Below are 18,756 nucleotides of genomic sequence, written 5' to 3'. Positions count from 1 at the left end.
GTTTTATATTTTTTTTGTCTTAAATCTTTTTCTAATAAAGTAACCTATTGCAAACAGGATAATGATAAACGGCCAAATGCTCAGTAAATTTATAAATAAACTCGACATACTATTGAACCCAGATTTGATGGCAGTCCAAATTTTCATTCCATAAGAAGCTGTTACGCCACTTTCTTCAGCGATAGATTTGTAGAATTCTATGGTAATGGTGCTGAATGAAACTCGGTTTTGCATATAGTTCAACTGGCCTTCTTTTGCTTCGATTTCTTCGCGAATGGAGGAAAGTTGCGCCTCAATTTCTAACATCTCAGAAACTTTATTTGCTTTTTTTAGAAGTTCGAGATAACGGTTTTCAAGTACTTTTTTAGCTTTTAATCGAGCATCAATATCTATATATTCTGCAGTTACATCTTGAGAAGATATTTCTTTATTGTCAAAATAAGCAACTCCTTTTGAAATGTCTTTCAAAAACAAATCAAAATTTTTGCTTGGAACACGAATGATTAATCTTCTAAAAACAGACCCATAATCCTTTCCCTCAGTATCATTCTGAATAGTAGCATTGTGACTCTTTACGGCATTCTGTATTTGAGTATAAGTGGCTGTTAAATCATTGGTTTGAAAACGAAGATTGCCTTCTTTGATGATTTTTGGTTCAATGTTTTTAGGAGCTTCCTTTTCCGAGGCATTTATGTCAGCTTTCTCTTTGTCATAAAGTGCGTTACTGGCTGAAGCTTCTTTTGGGGGAAGTTTGATAGCTGATACTTTCATGTCTAAATCAGCCTCGGCTTTTTTACAACTGGAAAAAGAAAATAATAGTAGAAAGAATAGGGCTATTGACTTCATAAACATTAAATTTTAATGCTAAAAATACAAAAAATAGAATTGCTACTCTTCTTTTTTTATTTGAAGCAAAAACTTCTCAAACAATTGAATGGTTTTGGTATTAATTTCCTCGTACGTCAATCGGTCCTTCGTTTGATAAAAAAACATAAAGGAATACGGTTGGTCCAGATTATCAATCAATAAGTGTTTGTTCAGGCGATAGGTTTCGCGCAGTACACGCTTGAAATAATTGCGGTCTACGGCTTTCTTAAAATTCTTTTTTGAAACTGAAACGCCCATTTTTATTTTTTCTCCCGACACTTCGGGATTGCCAAAAGAACCGGCTTTATACACCAATCGCAACGGATATTTAGATACTGATTTCCCTTCGGTAAACAATAATCCAATGGTTATTTTACTTTTTAGCTTTTCGTTTTTTGGGTAAGTGAAGTTCATTTTAATAGAAAAAAGACATAGATTTTAACATGCAAAGTTACGATTAAACGTTGAGCCTGTATATTGTTTCGGATTTAAATACCGCTAAAAATATATTTCTTACTTTTGTGGCAAATTTTTAAAGCATGCAAAAACTAATTTCGTATCCCATTTCCGTAATTTATTATTTATGTTTCGGTCTAACATTGGTTATTTTTCATCCAATTCAGTGGGTTTGCTTCAATGTTTTTGGTTATCAAGCCCATAAAAAAAGTGTTGACTATTTGAATTTTTTCTTATTGAGTTGCACGAATCTTTTGGGAACAACGTACAAATTTGAAAACATAGAAAGCATTCCAAAAAATGTTCCTCTGATTTTTGTGTCTAATCATCAAAGTATGTATGATATTATTGCTATGATTTGGTTTTTCCGCCGATTTCATTGTAAATTTGTCAGTAAGAAAGAATTAGGAAAAGGCATCCCAAGTGTATCGTTTAATTTACGTCATGGAGGCTCTGTTCTTATTGATCGTAAAGATCCTAAACAAGCCATTCCTGCCATCAAAGGATTGTCTGAATATATTGAAAAAAACAACCGTTCTGCAGTTATTTTTCCGGAAGGAACACGAAGCAAGACGGGTAAGCCAAAAGAGTTTGCACAAAGCGGGTTGAAAATTTTATGTAAGTATGCGCCCTCGGCATACGTAGTTCCAGTAAGCATAAACAATTCTTGGAAAATAGTTAAATACGGGTTTTTCCCTTTAGGTTTAGGAAATCGCCTTACCTTTGTAGTTCATAAACCATTGGCGGTTAAAGATTATGCTTTTGCTGACTTAATCGCACAAACAGAAAAAGCAGTTGTTCAAGGAATAAAAATTTAATTTATATATAATGTCAATAAAAAACATTCGATTAGAAGTAATGCAGTTTTTGGAAAAAAACGTAGACAGCTTTGTCGATCAGTATCTAATTCCAGTGGAAAAAATATGGCAACCAACAGATTTTTTGCCTAATTCCCAAAGCGATACTTTTTTTGATGAGGTGAAAGAATTACGTGAAATTGCAAAAGAATTACCTTATGATTTCTGGGTGACTTTAGTAGGTGATACCATTACTGAGGAAGCTTTACCAACTTACGAATCCTGGTTAATGGACGTAGATGGAATTGATAATGTAGAGCGTAACGGTTGGTCTAAATGGATCAGACAATGGACTGGAGAGGAAAATCGTCATGGTGATTTACTGAACAAGTATTTGTATTTATCAGGTCGTGTGAACATGCGCGAAGTAGAAATGACAACGCAACACTTGATCAACGACGGTTTTGATATTGGAACCGGAAGAGATCCATACAAAAACTTTGTGTATACCAGTTTTCAAGAATTAGCGACTTACGTTTCTCATAACAGAGTAGCTCAAATGGCTAAGAAATATGGGGATAACAAATTGTCTAAAATGTGCAAAATGATTGCTGGTGACGAGATGCGTCATCATCATGCGTACAGCGAATTTGTAAACCGTATTTTTCAAGTTGATCCAAGTGAAATGATGCTTGCGTTTCAATATATGATGAAAGCAAAAATCGTTATGCCTGCGCATTTCTTGAGAGAATCCGGAGAAAAAATCAGTACTGCATTCGAACAGTTTTCTGATTCGGCACAACGTATTGGTGTTTACACGGCAGCAGATTATGTAGATATCATGCAAAAATTAATTGACAAATGGGAAATTGACAAAATTTCCGGTTTGACCGATGAAGCAGAAAAAGCTCGTGATTACTTGATGAAATTACCGGCAAGAATGGCAAAAATTTCAGAAAGATTAGTAATTCCACAAGAATCACATATTTTCAAATGGGTAGAACCAGCTTTAGTAAGATAGATTTTTGAGTTCTAAATAAAGAATAAAAATGTTGAATTTTGAAGTTGGAGAACTTTGAAATTCAACATTTTTTTTAAAATAAAATAAACAATGACAAACCCTGATTTAATAAGCAAAACGATTCTTTTTGTAAAAGAAAAGTTAGAAAATGCCGAAGGCGGACACGACTGGTTCCATATCGAAAGAGTGTTTAAAAATGCTGTTCTGATTTCAAAAAATGAAGTTTGTGATGCCACTGTTGTAAAACTTGGGGCTTTGCTTCATGATGTTGCCGACAGTAAGTTTCATGATGGTGATGAAACCGTTGGTCCAAGAATAGCGCGTGAATTTTTAGAATCAGAAAATGTTGACGAAGAAATCATCGCTCATGTGGTAAATATCATTGAAAACATCTCATACAAAGGCGGTAATTTCGAAAAGAAATTCTCATCCATAGAATTGGATGTAGTTCAGGATGCAGATCGTTTAGACGCGATTGGCGCCATTGGAATTGCCAGAACGTTCAATTATGGCGGATTTAAAAATAGAGCGCTTTATGACCCTAAAATCGCTCCAAATTCCAGTATGACAAAGGAAGAATATAAGAAGAATGATTCTCCAACGCTCAATCATTTTTACGAAAAGTTATTGCTTTTGAAAGACAAGATGAATACCGAGGCCGGAAAACAAATTGCGCAAGAAAGGCACCGTTACATGGAAGGATTTCTGGCACAGTTTTATGCGGAATGTGAAGGGGAAAAGTAAGTAAGCAGTGTTCAGTTTTTAGTATTCAGTTTGTTGACGTTGAAATTGTACCGCTGTACTCCAAAAAAAATCGATTTCAGTCTTGTTTTACACATAAACCATGAACTGATCACTAAATTCTGTTCACTGACCACTAATTTTAAATTCCTTTTTCTTTCATTTCCAAAATCACATCTGAAGCGTTTTTAAAAGTGGGTGCTTGCTCAATAATACTTCCCACTCTTTTTTTATTCAGTTTAAAGGTGATGTCATTTTCCGTTGTAAACAACAAAGCGGTCAAAAACGGGTTGTTCATATACGGAGCCAATATAATAAAGGCTTCGTCAAGCGAATGGAAACTTTCTATTTCTTCGGTTTTATACCGCGCCGTAACCGAAAGACTGAATACGTCATTCTCCAGTAAAACGGGACGCACATAAATATTTTTCAGTTCCGTATCACCAATGGTTTTAGCAAGCGTTAGTTTGGCGTACGTATGGTTTTCGATACTTTCTTTTACCTTTTCCCAGAAAAGTACAAATACAGGTTGGAAGGACATAAGTTTGATTTTAGATGGTGTTATATTCCGAAACGGGTCTGTAAAATTAAGTGTTGTAAGCCAAACAATCTCTTTTTGAGGAAAGATTATTTTAAAGGATTAGCACTTGTAAACTAAAAAGAGAACCAATGTGGCTCTCTTTTGTTATTATTTCCCGGTAAACACTGCTTTTCTTTTCTCTAAAAAGGCGGTTGTACCTTCCTTAAAATCTTTTGTTCCAAAGCATTTTCCAAAGGCTTTTATTTCGGCTTCATAGCCATTTTTTCCTTCTTTGAAATTAGCATTGACTGCTTTTATGGCTTTGCCAATGGCGTAAGGAGAATTCTTGATTATTTTGTTTGCAAGGTTCACGCAGTAGTCTAAAAGTTCAGCTTCAGGAACAACGTGATTTACTAATCCAGTTCTATACGCATCTTGTGCAGTTACCATTCCTGCGGTCATAATCATTTCCATCGCACGTCCTTTTCCTATTAATTGTGGCAAACGTTGTGTTCCTCCGTAACCCGGAATTACACCTAGTGAAACTTCAGGCAATCCCATTTTTGCATTTTCCGAAGCGATTCTAAAATGACACGCCATCGCCAGTTCTAATCCGCCACCCAATGCAAAACCATTGACAGCTGCAATTACCGGAGTTTTTAAATTCTCTATAAAATCAAATAATTTCTCTTGTCCTTCTGCCGCCAATTGCGTTCCTTCTTCAATCGAAAAATTAGCAAATTCAGAAATATCAGCTCCGGCCACAAACGCTTTTTCACCACTTCCAGTTAGAATAATAGCACGAATTTCATCATTTTTCCCTAATGTTTTGAAGGCTTTGTTCAAATCAGAAATGGTTGCAACATTCAAAGCGTTTAGTTTTGTAGGACGATTAATAGTAATCGTTGCGATGTTGTTTTCAGTTGCAATTAAAATGTTTTCGTAATTCATAATTGTAATTTTAAGAGTTAATTATTGGGAGTGAGACAATAAAAGTAGTTCCTTTTCCAAATTCAGTTTCAAAGGTAATCGTTCCTTTATAATTTTCGATAATGTTTTTTATAATACCGAGACCAAGACCCATTCCGCTGCTTTTGGTGGTGAATTTTGGTTCGAATATACGGTCGATGTCCTTGGGCTGAATGCCAATTCCGTTATCGGCAACGGTAATTAAAACGTTGTTTAGTTCTTTTTTTACCGATACGACAATAGACTTATTTTCCTGCTGTTCCGGAATGGACTGAATGGCATTCTTTGCTAAATTTGTGATGATTCGAATGAGTTGTGTTCGGTCAATTTTCGAAATAATTTCGGGAGAATCACTTTGGAATTCAATGTATTCTTCGTTGAAAATATCCATGGCAAGTTCTACTACTTCCACCACGTTTAAGGTTTCATTTTGCTGTGCCGGCATCGATGCAAAATTCGAAAAAGCCGAAGCCACCGCGCTCATTGTATCAATTTGCTGGATTAAAGTTTCGGAGTAGTCATTCATTTTCTGCTTTACATTGGGATCAGTCGGGTCAAATTTTCGCTGAAAACTCTGCACTGTTAATCGCATTGGCGTAAGCGGATTCTTGATTTCATGCGCCACCTGTTTCGCCATTTCGCGCCAAGCTTCTTCACGTTCGCTTTGCGCTAGTTTGATGGCACTTTTCTCTAGTTCATCCACCATTCCGTTGTACGCTTTTATCAAAAGATTAATCTCTTTGCTGCTGGCTTCCAAAACAATTTTCTCATTTTTTTGATTCAAACTCGTTTCGCTTAACTTATCTGAGATCGTTTTCAACGATTTAGTGATGTACGAAGAAAGGAAATAGGCCAATGCAAATGCGACGATAAGCATAAAGGAATACACTTGTCCCAGGCGAATTAGAAAGCTTTTTAATTCGTTTTCATAGTATCCGTCGTCTTCAACGTATGGAAGATTTAAGATTCCCAACGGTTTGAATTTATCGTCTTTGATTTGACTGAAAGCAGAACGATTCTTTTTGCCATCAATAGTTTTAATGTCCACGTATCTTTTTTCAATCGAAGAGCGAACCAGTTTTAAAATGTATTTGGGAATTGGCGGAGCGACTTTATCTACAGAAAATGATTCTTTGGAGGATTTTAGCAATTTTCCGTCTAAACTGTAAATGTTAATTTCAATACTGTGAATTTGTGCCAGTTCGTGAATTTTATCTTTAAAAATCAAACCTAAATTCTCCGTTGTCAAAGGATATGTAGTAGTCGAAAGCACATAATTTATATGTTCTTTTATTGCATCTTCTTTTCGTTCTAAGCGCTCTTGGTGGTATTCTTTGGCTTCGTTTTTAAACTGAATAATAGAAATAGAAGCTAACAAAACGGACGCCATGATTATCAATACAATCATCGAAAGGAAAATCCTGATTCGTAACGAAAGCATTGATATTTTGAAGCTTTTAAACATATTAAGATTGATTTCTTTCTCTTATTTTTTTATAAAATTTAAACCCAAGCATGATTAAAACAGAAAACAAAATTATTCCTATTACGCCATAAATCCAGTTGAAAGCATTTTTTAAAATAACTAAAAAAACGACTGCAAAAAGGATTATTGTTGCACCTTCGTTCCATAAGCGCATGAAATTAGAGGTGTAGTTGACTTGATTATGTTGCAATTGCTTGAATATTTGATGGCATTTTGCATGGTATAAATACAACACAAATACAAAGCCAAGTTTTACATGCATCCAAGGCATTTTTAACCAAGCTTGTCCTAAATCTGTAAAAAAAAGCATCCAAAAAGCAAAAATACTTGCTAAAATAGCCGAAGGCCAGGTGATAATGTACCACATGCGGTAGGTCATTATTTTAAATTGTTTTTGTAAAATTTCTTTTTCAGGCGAGGGTTTATCTGCCGCTTCTATTTGGTAAACAAATAGTCGAACAATATTAAATAGACCTACAAACCATGTGATTACAAAGATGAGGTGCAGCGATTTAAGGTAATTATAGTATTCCATCGTTAGTTTGAATCAGTTTTGTGTTCATTTCTTTTTTTAGAAAATAGCCAGTTAGTAGCGTTGATAAAATATCAGCAATCGGGAATGCAATCCACACTCCAAAAATACCTAAAAAATTTGGTAGAATCAGCACTAACGGAATCAGGAAAAACCCTTGTTTGCTTAAGGTCAAAAGCAATGCTTTTTTTGCCTTTCCCGCCGCTTGAAAATAAGCCGCACCAATAAGTTGTACCGCTATGATTGGCGAAGCCGCAAAAACCCAGCGCAACGCTTCCGGAGTTTGAGCAATCACGAGTGGATCTGTAGTAAAAATAGCGACTATAGGTTTGGCAAAAATTAGGATAACCACAAAAATAACGGTGGCTAAAAAAGCAGCGTATTTTATTGAAAGCAGCACACTTTCTTTGACTCTTTCATAATTTCCCGCACCGTAATTAAAACCGGCGATGGGCAGAAATCCTTGTGTGATTCCCAGAATTGGAAATAAGGCAAACATCAACATTCGGCTGATAATTCCATAAATAGCAACGGAATGTTCGCCGCCATAAGTATATAATGTATGATTCAGGATTATGGCTAAAATACTCACGACTCCTTGTCTCGAGAAAGTCACAAAACTCAATTCGGTTATTTCCTTTACAATAGGAATATTGAATTTGAAATGTCTGGCTTTTAGTTGTAGTTCACTTTTAAAATAAAAAAACCAAAACACAAATAGAAAGCACGTGAAATAGGATATGGCTGTAGCCAAAGCAGCGCCAAACATTCCTAAATTCAGGTATTTTATAAAAATAATGTCTAGTAAAATGTTTATAAATGCAGGGATTATCATGGCGACCATGGCAAACTTTGCTTTGCCTTCGGCCCGAATCACGTTGTTCCCCATCATGCAAAGTGCCAAGAACGGAACGCTTATAATTATAGGTATAAAAAATTCTTTGGCGGGTTCCATTATGGCTCCTTTCGCGCCAAAAAGCATCAGCATTTCGTCGCTGAAAAAAAGACCAAATAGCACAAAAACAGATGCCAATAAAAAAGTCATCATGATTTGATTGCCAAAGGTATGCAATGCTTTTTCCTTGTGATTGGCTCCTAATGCTCTGGAAAGTACAGAGCCTCCGCCCACACCAATCGCCATTCCCAAAGAAGAAATCAAAAACGTGATAGGCAAAACTACGGTTACCGCCGCAATGGCCAAAGAACCAATCCATTGCCCAACAAATATAGTATCAATTAGAATATTAACCGACATGAATAAAATTCCAATAGAAGACGGAACGGCTTGTTTTATCAAGAGTTTTTTGATGTCCTGAGTTCCTAACTCATCGGCGGTAACAGCCATTTAAGCGTTAATTTTTTCAGAGCCAGCTTTGACGGATGAAGAAGCGTTGGACCAATTTGAAATCCAATTGCTTACTGTTTTGCACCAATCGTCGCTGTCGTTCAAACATGGAATGGCTAAAAATTCTTCACCACCATGAGCTTTGAATTCATGATTGGCTTCCATGGCAATTTCTTCTAAAGTCTCCAAGCAATCGGATACGAACGCAGGTGTTACAACGGCAAGTTTTTTAATTCCTTTTTCGGGCATTTTGTTTACTTCAACATCCGTGTACGGTGTCAACCATTTGTCCCCCGCTAAGCGCGATTGAAAGGTCTGGCTGTATTTTCCTTCTGGGATTCCCAATAATTTTACCACTTGTTTTGTGGTTTCGTAACATTGGTGACGGTAGCAAAATTCATGTGCCGGCGAAGGCGTGTTGCAACAAGAACCGTCTATTTTACAATGTGATTTGGTGATGTCTGTCTTGCGAATGTGACGCTCTGGAATTCCGTGATACGAGAATAATAAATGATCGTAATCAAAACCTTCTAAATGGCCTTTGATAGAATCGGCTAGGTTTTTTATATAATCAGGTTTGTTATAAAATGCAGGAACAATGGTAAATTTCATTTCCGGAAAGTGCTTTTTTCGCAATTCTTCGGCTAGTTCTAATATTGTAGTTGTAGATGCCATTGCATGTTGTGGATACAATGGAAAAAGCAGTACTTCATTCACACCTTTATCATGCAATTCTTGTAAACCAGACAATAAAGATGGATTTCCATAACGCATGGCTAAGGAAACAGGAACATCAACTAATTGCTTTACTTTGGCGTGCATTCTTTTGGAAATAACGACAAGCGGAGAACCTTCGTCCCACCATATTTTTGCGTAAGCAGCAGCCGATTTTTTAGGTCTTGTTTGTAAAATTATCCCACGAACTAATAATGCTCGCAACAAAAACGGAACGTCAATTACGTATTTGTCCATTAAAAATTCATCTAAATATGGTTTTACATCTTTTGGAGTTGGACTTTCCGGAGAACCTAAATTAACTAATAATACACCTTTCATGTTATCTTTTTTTGTTGGCACAAAAGTAAATAAACTTACTTTTTTATAAATTGCGATTAACTATTTTTTATTTATTGTTTAATATAAGAAATCAATTGGTTACTGCATATTTGGGTTGATTGACATTAAATATTTCTTTGGCGTGGTGGCAAATTTCTTTTTGAATGCCGCTATGAAATGACTTCCGGTGCTGTATCCAATTTTCAATCCTACTTCGTTTACATTATAAGAGCCGCTGTCCAGTAATTTTCGGGCAAAATCCATTTTGTAGTCAAATAGAAATCCATAAACCGTATCGCCATAAATTTGTTTGAAACCCATTTTTAGTTTCTTTAAATTCAAGCCTATTTCATCGGCTAATTCCTGTAATCCTGGCGGTTCGGCCATGTTGGCAATGATGATTTCTTTGGCTCTTCTAATCTTCATTACATTGTCCTCATCAATTAAAAACGGACATTGTTCTGCATTTGGATCTTCGGTTCGATTGAAATACAAACTCAATAATTCGTATCCTTTCCCTTTGTAATACAGGTTTTTTATCGAGGGATGTAAGCTGTAATGGAACAATTGCGACAAAACAATTGCCATCGATGGACTGATATTTCCTTCGTTATAATATTTTTTGTCTTTATTATCAGCACTCAAAAAAGTAATATAATCCGCTTCTGTAGAAAACAAAGCATGAAATTTTTTGATGGAAATAATCACGGAAATCACCCAAGAATTTGGTGCTAATTCCAAATTTAAAGGCAACTCTTTTTGTGGATTGTACAAAAGCAATGATTTTTCTTCTTTCAGTTCCAAAGCATAGTTGCCTTGGTTGAAAATGAATTTGGCTTTTCCTTTGATTCCAAAGTGAAACTGAATCAGTCCGCTATCTACTTCGCGTTGTGCATTAAAGGCATCAACACTGTCATTTTGAAAGCGAATGAGCGTAAAATCATCCTCAATTTTTATAATTTCCTGAGAACCCATAGCGATATTTTTTTAATATGAAAATGATATTTATCAGACTCTTTTATTTAGAACAGCTCTAAATAGGATGATTCAAACAACTTGATTTCACTACAAAAATAGAATTTTTTACAATAAAATAAGCAATTGGAACTAAAAAATCACTTAGCGATACAAAAAGAACTTCTAGCGTTACTTTTATAAATACTATAGTGATAATTTTGTTCCACTTTCTGGAAAAGTGCAAATATGGAAAACAATAACACATCAAAGCATCACTATTTTTACGCAGTTGGATTAAGCTATAAAAAAGCAGATGCTGAGATTAGAGGTATGTTTAGTTTAGACGCTGCTGCAAAAACGCGTTTGCTGGAACAAGCTAAGAATGAAGGAATAGAGAGTTTAATAGTCACTTCTACCTGCAACCGTACTGAAATTTACGGTTATGCGGAACATCCGTTTCAATTAATCAAATTAATTTGTGAGAATAGTCAAGGCTCTGTTGAATCATTTCAAAAGGTAGGTTTTGTCTATAAAAATCAAGAAGCGATTAGTCACTTGTTTCGTGTAGGAACAGGTTTAGATAGTCAAATTCTGGGTGATTTTGAAATTATCGCACAAATAAGAAATTCTTTTTCCCAATCAAAATCATTGGGTTTAGCCAATGCTTTTATGGAGCGATTGGTGAATGCCGTTATCCAAGCCAGTAAAAAAATAAAAACCGATACAGAGATTAGCTCAGGCGCTACTTCGGTTTCTTTTGCCGCGGTTCAATATATTTTCAAGAATGTAGAAGACATTGGAAACAAAAATATTCTATTGTTTGGTACTGGAAAAATTGGTAGAAATACCTGTGAAAATTTAGTAAAGCATACCAAAAACGAACATATTACCTTAATCAACAGAACCAAAGAGAAGGCAGAGAAATTAGCCGGAAAATTGAACCTAATCGTAAAAGATTACTCTGAACTGCATTTGGAGCTGCAAAAAGCAGATGTTGTTGTGGTAGCAACCGGCGCGCAAAATCCTACTATTGACAAAGCAATTCTGAATTTGAAAAAACCAATGTTGATTTTGGATTTATCGATTCCGAAAAATGTGCATGAAAATGTGGAAGAAATTGAAGGTGTTACGCTGATTCACATGGATTATTTGTCACAACTTACTGACGAAACTTTAGAAAACAGGAAAAAACACATTCCTGCTGCTGAAGCCATCATCGAAGAAATAAAAGAGGAATTTATTACTTGGACCAAAGGCAGAAAATTTGCACCAACAATCAATGCTTTAAAAGCAAAATTGAATGCGATAAAAACATCTGAATTGGATTTTCAAAGTAAGAAAATTTCAAATTTCAATGAAGAGCAAGCTGAAATAATCAGCAACAGAATTATCCAAAAAATAACGACTCACTTTGCCAATCATTTGAAAGACGACGATACTATGGTAGACGAAAGTATAGAATGGATTGAGAAAGTTTTCAAAATAGGAGCTATTACAAAATAATGAGCAAAACGATACGCATAGGAACCCGCGATAGTGAACTCGCGCTTTGGCAAGCCCACACCGTCGAAAAAAAACTAAATGATTTAGGTCATAAAACCGAAATTATAGCGGTAAAATCACAAGGAGATATCATTCTCGACAAACCACTTTACGAATTAGGAATCACAGGAATTTTTACTAAAACGCTCGATATTGCCATGATTAATGGTCAGGTCGATGTTGCGGTGCATTCCATGAAAGATGTTCCTACAGCTTTGCCAGTAGGAATTGTTCAGGCAGCTGTTCTGGAAAGAGCCAATACGTTGGATATTTTGGTACACAAAGGCAACCTTGATTTTCTTAACGGAGCAGGTACAATTGCCACAGGAAGTTTGCGTCGTCAGGCACAATGGCTCAATAAATATCCCAATCACAACGTAGTTGATTTGCGTGGAAACGTCAATACCAGAATGCAGAAATTGCAGGAAAGCGATTGGAACGGAGCTGTTTTTGCGGCAGCAGGATTAGAAAGAATCAACTTGAAACCTTCCAATTATATTGATTTGGATTGGATGATTCCGGCGCCGGCTCAAGGTGCAATGGTCGTTGTTGCGATGGCTGATGATGAATTCTCCAGACAAGCGCTAAACGAACTTAACGATATTGATACCGAAGTTTGTACCCATATCGAAAGACAGTTTCTAAAAACACTGGAAGGTGGTTGTACGGCACCAATTGGCGCTTTAGCAGTTTTTGTAGAAGATGATATTTTGTTTAAAGGAGTTTTATTTTCAATCGATGGGAAGCAAAAAATCGAAATAGAAAAAACCGTTCCGATGCAAGAATGGAAGAAATTAGGCTTTTATTGTGCCAAAGAAATTTTAGAAAATGGCGGAGCAGAATTGATGACAGCAATTAAAATTAATTTGAAGAAATAATGAGCCAAACAAGCATTTTATCCACTAAAACATTGTCGGCAGAACAGAGGCAAGTATTTCTTGACGCTAATTTTGATCTTTTAGAACAAGATTTCATCGAAATTAAAAATAACCTTTTTGAACTGAAGACCATCAACAACAACTTAATTTTTAGCAGCCAAAATGCTGTTTTAAGTTTGATTGAACAAAACGGTTGGGAAGTTTTAAAGACTAAACCTGTTTTTTGTGTTGGTATTAAAACCAAGGAATTACTCGAATCGCATGGCTTTACAGTAGACGTTTATTTGGATTACGCCTCTGAATTAGCCGAAATAATCACTTTAATTTACAATAAGGAAAGCTATACTTTTTTGAGCGGAAATTTGCGTAAAGAAACGTTGCCTGAAGCATTAAAAAGTGCAGGAATAACTTTTAATGAAATCGAAGTGTATCAAACAACACTTGCGCCTTTTAAAATATCAGACCAAGAAAATTTTGACGGAATTCTATTTTTTAGCCCATCTGGCGTTGAAAGTTATTTGACAAATAATAAAATCAAGAATGAAGTTTGTTTTTGCATAGGCACAACTACAGCATCAGCATTAGAAACGAAGAAAATTAAAAACATAGTAATTGCCGAAACACCAACTATCGAAGAGGTGATTGAGGAAGTTATTGAATATTATAAAACGGAGAGCATCTAGCTATCTGCTAAAATTTAAATACATGATTAAGAACGACCTATTTTTAAGAGCACTAAAAGGAGAAACAGTACAACGTCCACCAGTTTGGATGATGCGTCAAGCCGGAAGATATTTGCCTGAATTCATCGCATTGCGTGATAAATATGATTTTTTCATGCGTTGCCAAACGCCAGAATTGGCTGCTGAAATCACCGTACAACCAATACGAAGAATTGCTCCGGATGCTGCAATTTTGTTTTCGGATATATTAGTAATTCCACAGGCCATGGGAATTGAGGTGTTGATGAAAGAAAATTTTGGTCCGTTTTTACCAAATCCTATTCGTACGATTCAAGATGTAGAAAAAGTAATTGTTCCAGATGTTAATGAAACATTAGGATACGTTTTTGACGCTATCAAATTGACCAAAGAAATGCTGAATGATGAGGTGCCATTAATTGGTTTCGCAGGTTCTCCTTGGACAATTATGTGTTATGCAGTGGAGGGGAAAGGTTCTAAAAGTTTTGATATGGCCAAAGGATTTTGTTTCCAACATCCAGAAGCAGCTCATGTTTTATTGCAAAAAATCACCGATACCACTATTTTATATTTGAAAGAAAAAGTAAAAGCGGGAGTAAACGCCGTGCAAATTTTTGATTCTTGGGGTGGAATGCTTTCTCCGGTTGATTATCAAGAATTCTCTTGGAAATACATCAACCAAATCATTGAAGCATTGGCTGATGATGCTCCGGTAATTGTTTTCGGAAAAGGATGTTGGTTTGCATTAAATGAAATGGGAAAAAGTAGAGCATCAGCATTAGGAGTTGACTGGACGTGTTCTCCAAGAAATGCACGATACTTGTCAGGTGGAAATATTACATTACAAGGGAATTTTGACCCATCAAGATTATTGTCTCCAATTCCGGTGATTAAGAAAATGGTGCACGAAATGATTGATGAATTCGGAAAAGACAAATACATCGTGAATTTAGGTCACGGAATTTTACCAAATATTCCTGTGGATCACGCGAAAGCGTTTATTGATGCTGTGAAGGAATACAATCAGTAGTATTTAGATACTCATTTTTCATTTTGGGAAGAAAAGCTAATTATAATGAAAGAATAATTCAATTATTACTTCACCTTCTTAAAATAACATAGATTTGTTAATGTCTAATCCCCGTTTTAGAAACTTATTGATAAATTATTTAAAATGACAGAAAATGAATTACAGAATTACCTAAAAACTAAATACCCACAAGAAAATGAAAAATGTGAGTGGAAAGAATTTAAGTCTTTAAAAAGTGCTATTTCAGGAAGAGCAGGTGACGATGTCATCTCTTATGTTTCTGCGATTGCAAATATGCAAGGAGGTAATTTGGTAATTGGTATTCAAGACAAAACACATGCTATTGTTGGTATTCAAGAATTTGCGGACTATACTATTGAAAACATTAAATATAGAGTTATTGGAAACTGTTCTAATCTAAATTCGGATCTTTTTCAGGTTGAACAATTTATTTCTTCAGATACAAATAAAGTAGTTTGGATTTTCCATATTCCAAAACATCAGTTCAGGTTACCGGTTTATGCTCATAAAAAAACTTGGCAACGTATTGATGATAATTTGGTCGAAATGACCAAAGCAAGATTGGATGCAATTCTTGAACAGGTTCAAGTTAACGAAGATTGGTCTAAAGGTATTATTCCAGAAGCATCTATAGAAGATTTAGATTCAGAGGCTATGAAAAAAGCTAGAGTTGAATTTAAAAAAAGAAATCCTAAATATTCTGATGAAGTTGACAATTGGAATGATGTAGATTTTTTAAACAAAGCAAAACTTACCATTAAAGGAAAGATAACTAGAACAGCTCTAATTCTTTTAGGAAAAGATGAATCAGAACATTATTTAGGTTCTTCTGTAAAAATTAGGTGGAATCTAAAAACGATTGATAATCAAGATAAAGATTTTGAAATATTTTCTATTCCATTCATATTATCAGTTGATGAAGTTTATAAAAAAATTAGAAATTTAAAATACCGCTATTTACGAGATGGGACGTTATTTCCAGATGAAGTATTGCGATACGAGCCATTTATTATAAGAGAATCTTTAAATAATGCTATTGCGCATCAGGATTATTCTAAAGGGGCAAGAATTAACGTTGTCGAATTTGAAGATGATCATTTAGTGTTTTCTAATTATGGCTCATTTTTACCAAAGTCAGTTGAGGATGTGGTTTTGAATGATACACCCGAAGAAGTTTATAGAAATCCATTTTTGGTTGAAGCAATGAAAAATCTGGATATGATAGAAACACAAGGAGGAGGCATTCGAAAAATATTTAACTTTCAAAAACAACGTTTTTTTCCTTTACCAGATTATAATTTTGAAGATAATAAGGTGAAAGTGACTATAACAGGTAAAATTTTAGATGATAACTTTGCTAAAATTATTATCAAAAACTCAAATTTAGGTTTAGACGAAATCATTTTGTTAGATAAAGTTCAAAAACAAAAAGAAATTTCAGAAAATGAATTTAAACATCTAAAAAAATTAAAGTGTGTTGAAGGTAGAAGACCTAATATTTATTTATCATATAAAATTATTGAATCTACGAATGACGAAGATTTAAAAGTTGAATATCTGGCTAATCGTAGTTTTGATGATTCGCATTTCAAAGGTATGATATTAGAATATCTTAAAAAATGGGGAAAAACAAAACGAGATAAAATTGACAACTTAATTATTCCTAAATTATCAACTGCTCTCTCGAAAGAAAAGAAGAAGAACAAGGTTACTAATTATCTTTCTGCATTAAGAATGGAAGGTAAGATTATCAATACTCCAGGGTATTTTTGGGAAATTGTTTAAATACTTTTTAAACGCTTTTTTAAACACTTTTTAAACACTTTTATATTGTTTTCGAAAATGAAAGAACAATTTTATTCTTACATACAAAACCTTCAAGACCAAATCTGTAAAGGATTAGAGGCAGTTGAAGGTCAAGCTAAATTCCGTGAGGACCTTTGGGAGCGTCCGGAAGGTGGAGGAGGAAGAACCCGCGTAATTGAAAACGGACAAGTTTTCGAAAAAGGCGGAGTTAATATTTCGGCAGTACACGGGAAATTACCCGAAGCCATGCAAAAGATGTTCAATGTAGGTGAAGCTGATTTTTTTGCCTGCGGACTGAGTCTGGTATTGCACCCAAAAAACCCAATGGTGGCAACCGTTCACGCGAACTGGCGTTATTTCGAAATGTACGATGATAACGGAAATGTGATTCAGCAATGGTTTGGTGGCGGACAGGATTTAACCCCATATTATCTGTTTGAAGAAGATGCAATTCATTTTCATCAAACGTGTAAAACCGCTTGCGACAAACATAATCCGGAGTTTTATCCAAAATACAAGAAACAATGCGATGCCTATTTTTGGAACGCTCACAGAAATGAAGCCCGTGGAATTGGCGGATTATTTTTCGATTATTGCAAAGCAACAGATACAATGTCAATGCAAGATTGGTACAACTTTGTAACCGAAGTTGGAAATAGTTTCCTGAAAGCGTATGTTCCCATCGTAGAAAAAAGAAAAGATTTACCGTATACTTCAGAGCAAAGAACGTGGCAGGAAATCCGTCGTGGTCGTTATGTGGAGTTTAATTTGGTGCACGACAAAGGCACTTTATTTGGACTAAAAACCAACGGAAGAATCGAAAGCATTCTGATGAGTTTACCGCCGCATGTGCAATGGGTTTACGATCATCACGCAGAAGCTGGAAGCGAAGAAGAAAAATTAATAAACGTATTAGAGAATCCAAGAAATTGGATTGCAGATTGATGATTAACGATTTTTGATTTCAGATTTTCTGTTATCACCAATTCGTTTTAAATCATAAATCAGCAATCGCTAATCTAAAATCATAAATCATATGTTCCCATTACACAGAGGCAGAAGATTAAGAACGAACGAATCCATTAGAAGTTTAGTTCGTGAGACCAGTTTAAGTCCATCGGATTTTATGTTTCCTATGTTTATTGCTGAAGGTGAAAACTACAAAGTAGAAATTCCTTCCATGCCTGGGATATTTCGTCGTTCGATTGATTTAACGGTAAAAGAAGTCAAAGAAATATTTGCATTAGGGATTCGTGCTGTGAATATTTATGTAAAAGTCAGTGAAAATTTAAAAGACAATACAGGATTGGAAGCGTGGAATCCAAACGGATTGATGCAAAATGCCATTCGTGCAATTAAAACGGCTTGTCCGGAAATGATTGTAATGCCTGATGTGGCTTTGGACCCTTATTCTATTTATGGTCATGACGGAATTATTGCAAACGGTGATGTAGAAAATGATTCGACGAATGCAGCTTTGGTGAAAATGGCTGTTTCTCATGCACAAGCGGGTGCCGATTTTGTAGCGCCATCGGACATGATGGACGGACGTGTGTTACGTTTGCGTGAAGGTCTTGATGCTGCCGGTTTTCATAATGTAGGCATCATGAGTTATTCTGCAAAATACGCTTCTGCATTTTACGGACCGTTCCGTGATGCGTTAGACAGCGCTCCTGTCGATGCAAATGAAATTCCTAAAGACAAGAAAACCTATCAAATGGATTATGCCAATCGAATCGAAGCCGTCAAAGAAGCGTTGTGGGACGTGGAAGAAGGTGCCGATATGGTTATGGTAAAACCCGGTATTGCGTATTTAGACATCGTTCGTGAAGTCAAAAATGCGGTAAATGTTCCGGTAACAGTATACCATGTTTCGGGAGAATATGCGATGATCAAGGCCGCAGCCGAAAGAGGCTGGCTGGATCACGATAAAATTATGATGGAACAATTAATGTGTATCAAACGGGCTGGAGCCAGTTTAATTTCGACTTATTTTGCTAAAGAAGCTGCAATACTTTTAAATAAATAGAA

General features: G+C 35.4%; 19 protein-coding genes. 10 read left to right on the top strand and 9 right to left on the bottom strand.

The window, feature by feature from the left end:
• Positions 1-3 precede the first annotated feature (3 nt).
• Complete coding sequence (locus QLS31_RS00575; protein WP_282741755.1) at positions 4-846, bottom strand: DUF4349 domain-containing protein; 843 nt, start codon at positions 844-846, stop codon at positions 4-6.
• Positions 847-888: 42 nt separating this feature from the next.
• Positions 889-1,281, bottom strand: a complete 393-nt coding sequence (gene rnpA, locus QLS31_RS00570) for a ribonuclease P protein component (RefSeq protein ID WP_282741753.1) — start codon at positions 1,279-1,281, stop codon at positions 889-891.
• 125 nt (positions 1,282-1,406) lie between these two features.
• On the opposite strand from rnpA, the gene QLS31_RS00565 reads away from it, so the two are divergent.
• The 3 genes from QLS31_RS00565 to QLS31_RS00555 all read left to right on the top strand — a co-directional run bounded on the left by QLS31_RS00565 (position 1,407) and on the right by QLS31_RS00555 (position 3,885).
• Entirely contained in the window at positions 1,407-2,141 is a 735-nt protein-coding gene (locus QLS31_RS00565; protein WP_282741751.1) for a lysophospholipid acyltransferase family protein, read from the top strand.
• A gap of 10 nt (positions 2,142-2,151) precedes the next feature.
• On the top strand, positions 2,152-3,141 hold the full coding sequence (locus QLS31_RS00560) for an acyl-ACP desaturase (protein ID WP_099713914.1): 990 nt from the start codon (positions 2,152-2,154) through the stop codon (positions 3,139-3,141).
• Between the two features lie 90 nt (positions 3,142-3,231).
• Complete coding sequence (locus QLS31_RS00555; RefSeq protein ID WP_282741749.1) at positions 3,232-3,885, top strand: HD domain-containing protein; 654 nt, start codon at positions 3,232-3,234, stop codon at positions 3,883-3,885.
• 139 nt (positions 3,886-4,024) lie between these two features.
• On the opposite strand, the gene QLS31_RS00550 is transcribed toward QLS31_RS00555, so the two are convergent.
• From QLS31_RS00550 to QLS31_RS00520, 7 genes are all read right to left on the bottom strand, one after another.
• Positions 4,025-4,423 carry a hypothetical protein gene (locus QLS31_RS00550; protein WP_099713912.1) on the bottom strand — a complete coding sequence of 133 codons (399 nt, stop codon included), beginning with the start codon at positions 4,421-4,423 and terminating at the stop codon, positions 4,025-4,027.
• 147 nt (positions 4,424-4,570) lie between these two features.
• Complete coding sequence (locus QLS31_RS00545) at positions 4,571-5,353, bottom strand: enoyl-CoA hydratase-related protein (protein ID WP_282713248.1); 783 nt, start codon at positions 5,351-5,353, stop codon at positions 4,571-4,573.
• Between the two features lie 10 nt (positions 5,354-5,363).
• Positions 5,364-6,779: an ATP-binding protein gene (locus QLS31_RS00540; protein ID WP_282742149.1), complete on the bottom strand. Its 1,416-nt coding sequence runs from the start codon at positions 6,777-6,779 to the stop codon at positions 5,364-5,366.
• Positions 6,780-6,837: 58 nt separating this feature from the next.
• A complete protein-coding gene (locus tag QLS31_RS00535) occupies positions 6,838-7,392 on the bottom strand; it encodes a CopD family protein (RefSeq protein WP_282713249.1) in 555 nt (184 codons plus the stop codon).
• Positions 7,379-8,734 (bottom strand): MATE family efflux transporter, encoded by a 1,356-nt coding sequence (locus QLS31_RS00530; protein WP_099713908.1) that lies wholly within the window; start codon positions 8,732-8,734, stop codon positions 7,379-7,381. Before QLS31_RS00530 ends, QLS31_RS00535 begins: the two co-directional genes overlap by 14 nt.
• The gene (gene hemH / locus QLS31_RS00525) at positions 8,735-9,790 is read right to left on the bottom strand and encodes a ferrochelatase (protein ID WP_282741746.1); all 1,056 of its coding nucleotides are present in this window, start codon (positions 9,788-9,790) and stop codon (positions 8,735-8,737) included.
• 99 nt (positions 9,791-9,889) lie between these two features.
• The gene (locus QLS31_RS00520) at positions 9,890-10,765 is read right to left on the bottom strand and encodes an AraC family transcriptional regulator (protein ID WP_282741744.1); all 876 of its coding nucleotides are present in this window, start codon (positions 10,763-10,765) and stop codon (positions 9,890-9,892) included.
• Between the two features lie 228 nt (positions 10,766-10,993).
• On the opposite strand from QLS31_RS00520, the gene hemA reads away from it, so the two are divergent.
• From hemA to hemB, 7 genes are all read left to right on the top strand, one after another.
• Positions 10,994-12,250, top strand: coding sequence for a glutamyl-tRNA reductase (gene hemA / locus QLS31_RS00515; protein WP_282741742.1), 1,257 nt, complete (start codon positions 10,994-10,996; stop codon positions 12,248-12,250).
• The gene (gene hemC / locus QLS31_RS00510) at positions 12,250-13,167 is read left to right on the top strand and encodes a hydroxymethylbilane synthase (RefSeq protein ID WP_282741740.1); all 918 of its coding nucleotides are present in this window, start codon (positions 12,250-12,252) and stop codon (positions 13,165-13,167) included. Before hemA ends, hemC begins: the two co-directional genes overlap by 1 nt.
• Positions 13,167-13,850 carry a uroporphyrinogen-III synthase gene (locus QLS31_RS00505; protein ID WP_131914539.1) on the top strand — a complete coding sequence of 228 codons (684 nt, stop codon included), beginning with the start codon at positions 13,167-13,169 and terminating at the stop codon, positions 13,848-13,850. Before hemC ends, QLS31_RS00505 begins: the two co-directional genes overlap by 1 nt.
• Before the next feature lie 22 nt (positions 13,851-13,872).
• Positions 13,873-14,898, top strand: a complete 1,026-nt coding sequence (gene hemE, locus QLS31_RS00500) for a uroporphyrinogen decarboxylase (RefSeq protein WP_282741738.1) — start codon at positions 13,873-13,875, stop codon at positions 14,896-14,898.
• A 144-nt stretch (positions 14,899-15,042) separates the two neighbouring features.
• The gene (locus QLS31_RS00495; protein WP_282741736.1) at positions 15,043-16,704 is read left to right on the top strand and encodes an ATP-binding protein; all 1,662 of its coding nucleotides are present in this window, start codon (positions 15,043-15,045) and stop codon (positions 16,702-16,704) included.
• Between the two features lie 57 nt (positions 16,705-16,761).
• Complete coding sequence (hemF, locus tag QLS31_RS00490) at positions 16,762-17,670, top strand: oxygen-dependent coproporphyrinogen oxidase (protein WP_282741733.1); 909 nt, start codon at positions 16,762-16,764, stop codon at positions 17,668-17,670.
• 91 nt (positions 17,671-17,761) lie between these two features.
• Positions 17,762-18,754, top strand: a complete 993-nt coding sequence (gene hemB / locus QLS31_RS00485; RefSeq protein ID WP_282741731.1) for a porphobilinogen synthase — start codon at positions 17,762-17,764, stop codon at positions 18,752-18,754.
• The last annotated feature ends 2 nt before the right edge of the window (positions 18,755-18,756 follow it).

It is taken from the genome of Flavobacterium sp. XS2P24 (assembly GCF_030010285.1).
GTDB lineage: Bacteria > Bacteroidota > Bacteroidia > Flavobacteriales > Flavobacteriaceae > Flavobacterium > Flavobacterium algoritolerans.
This window is presented reverse-complemented; position numbering and strand designations above follow the sequence as displayed.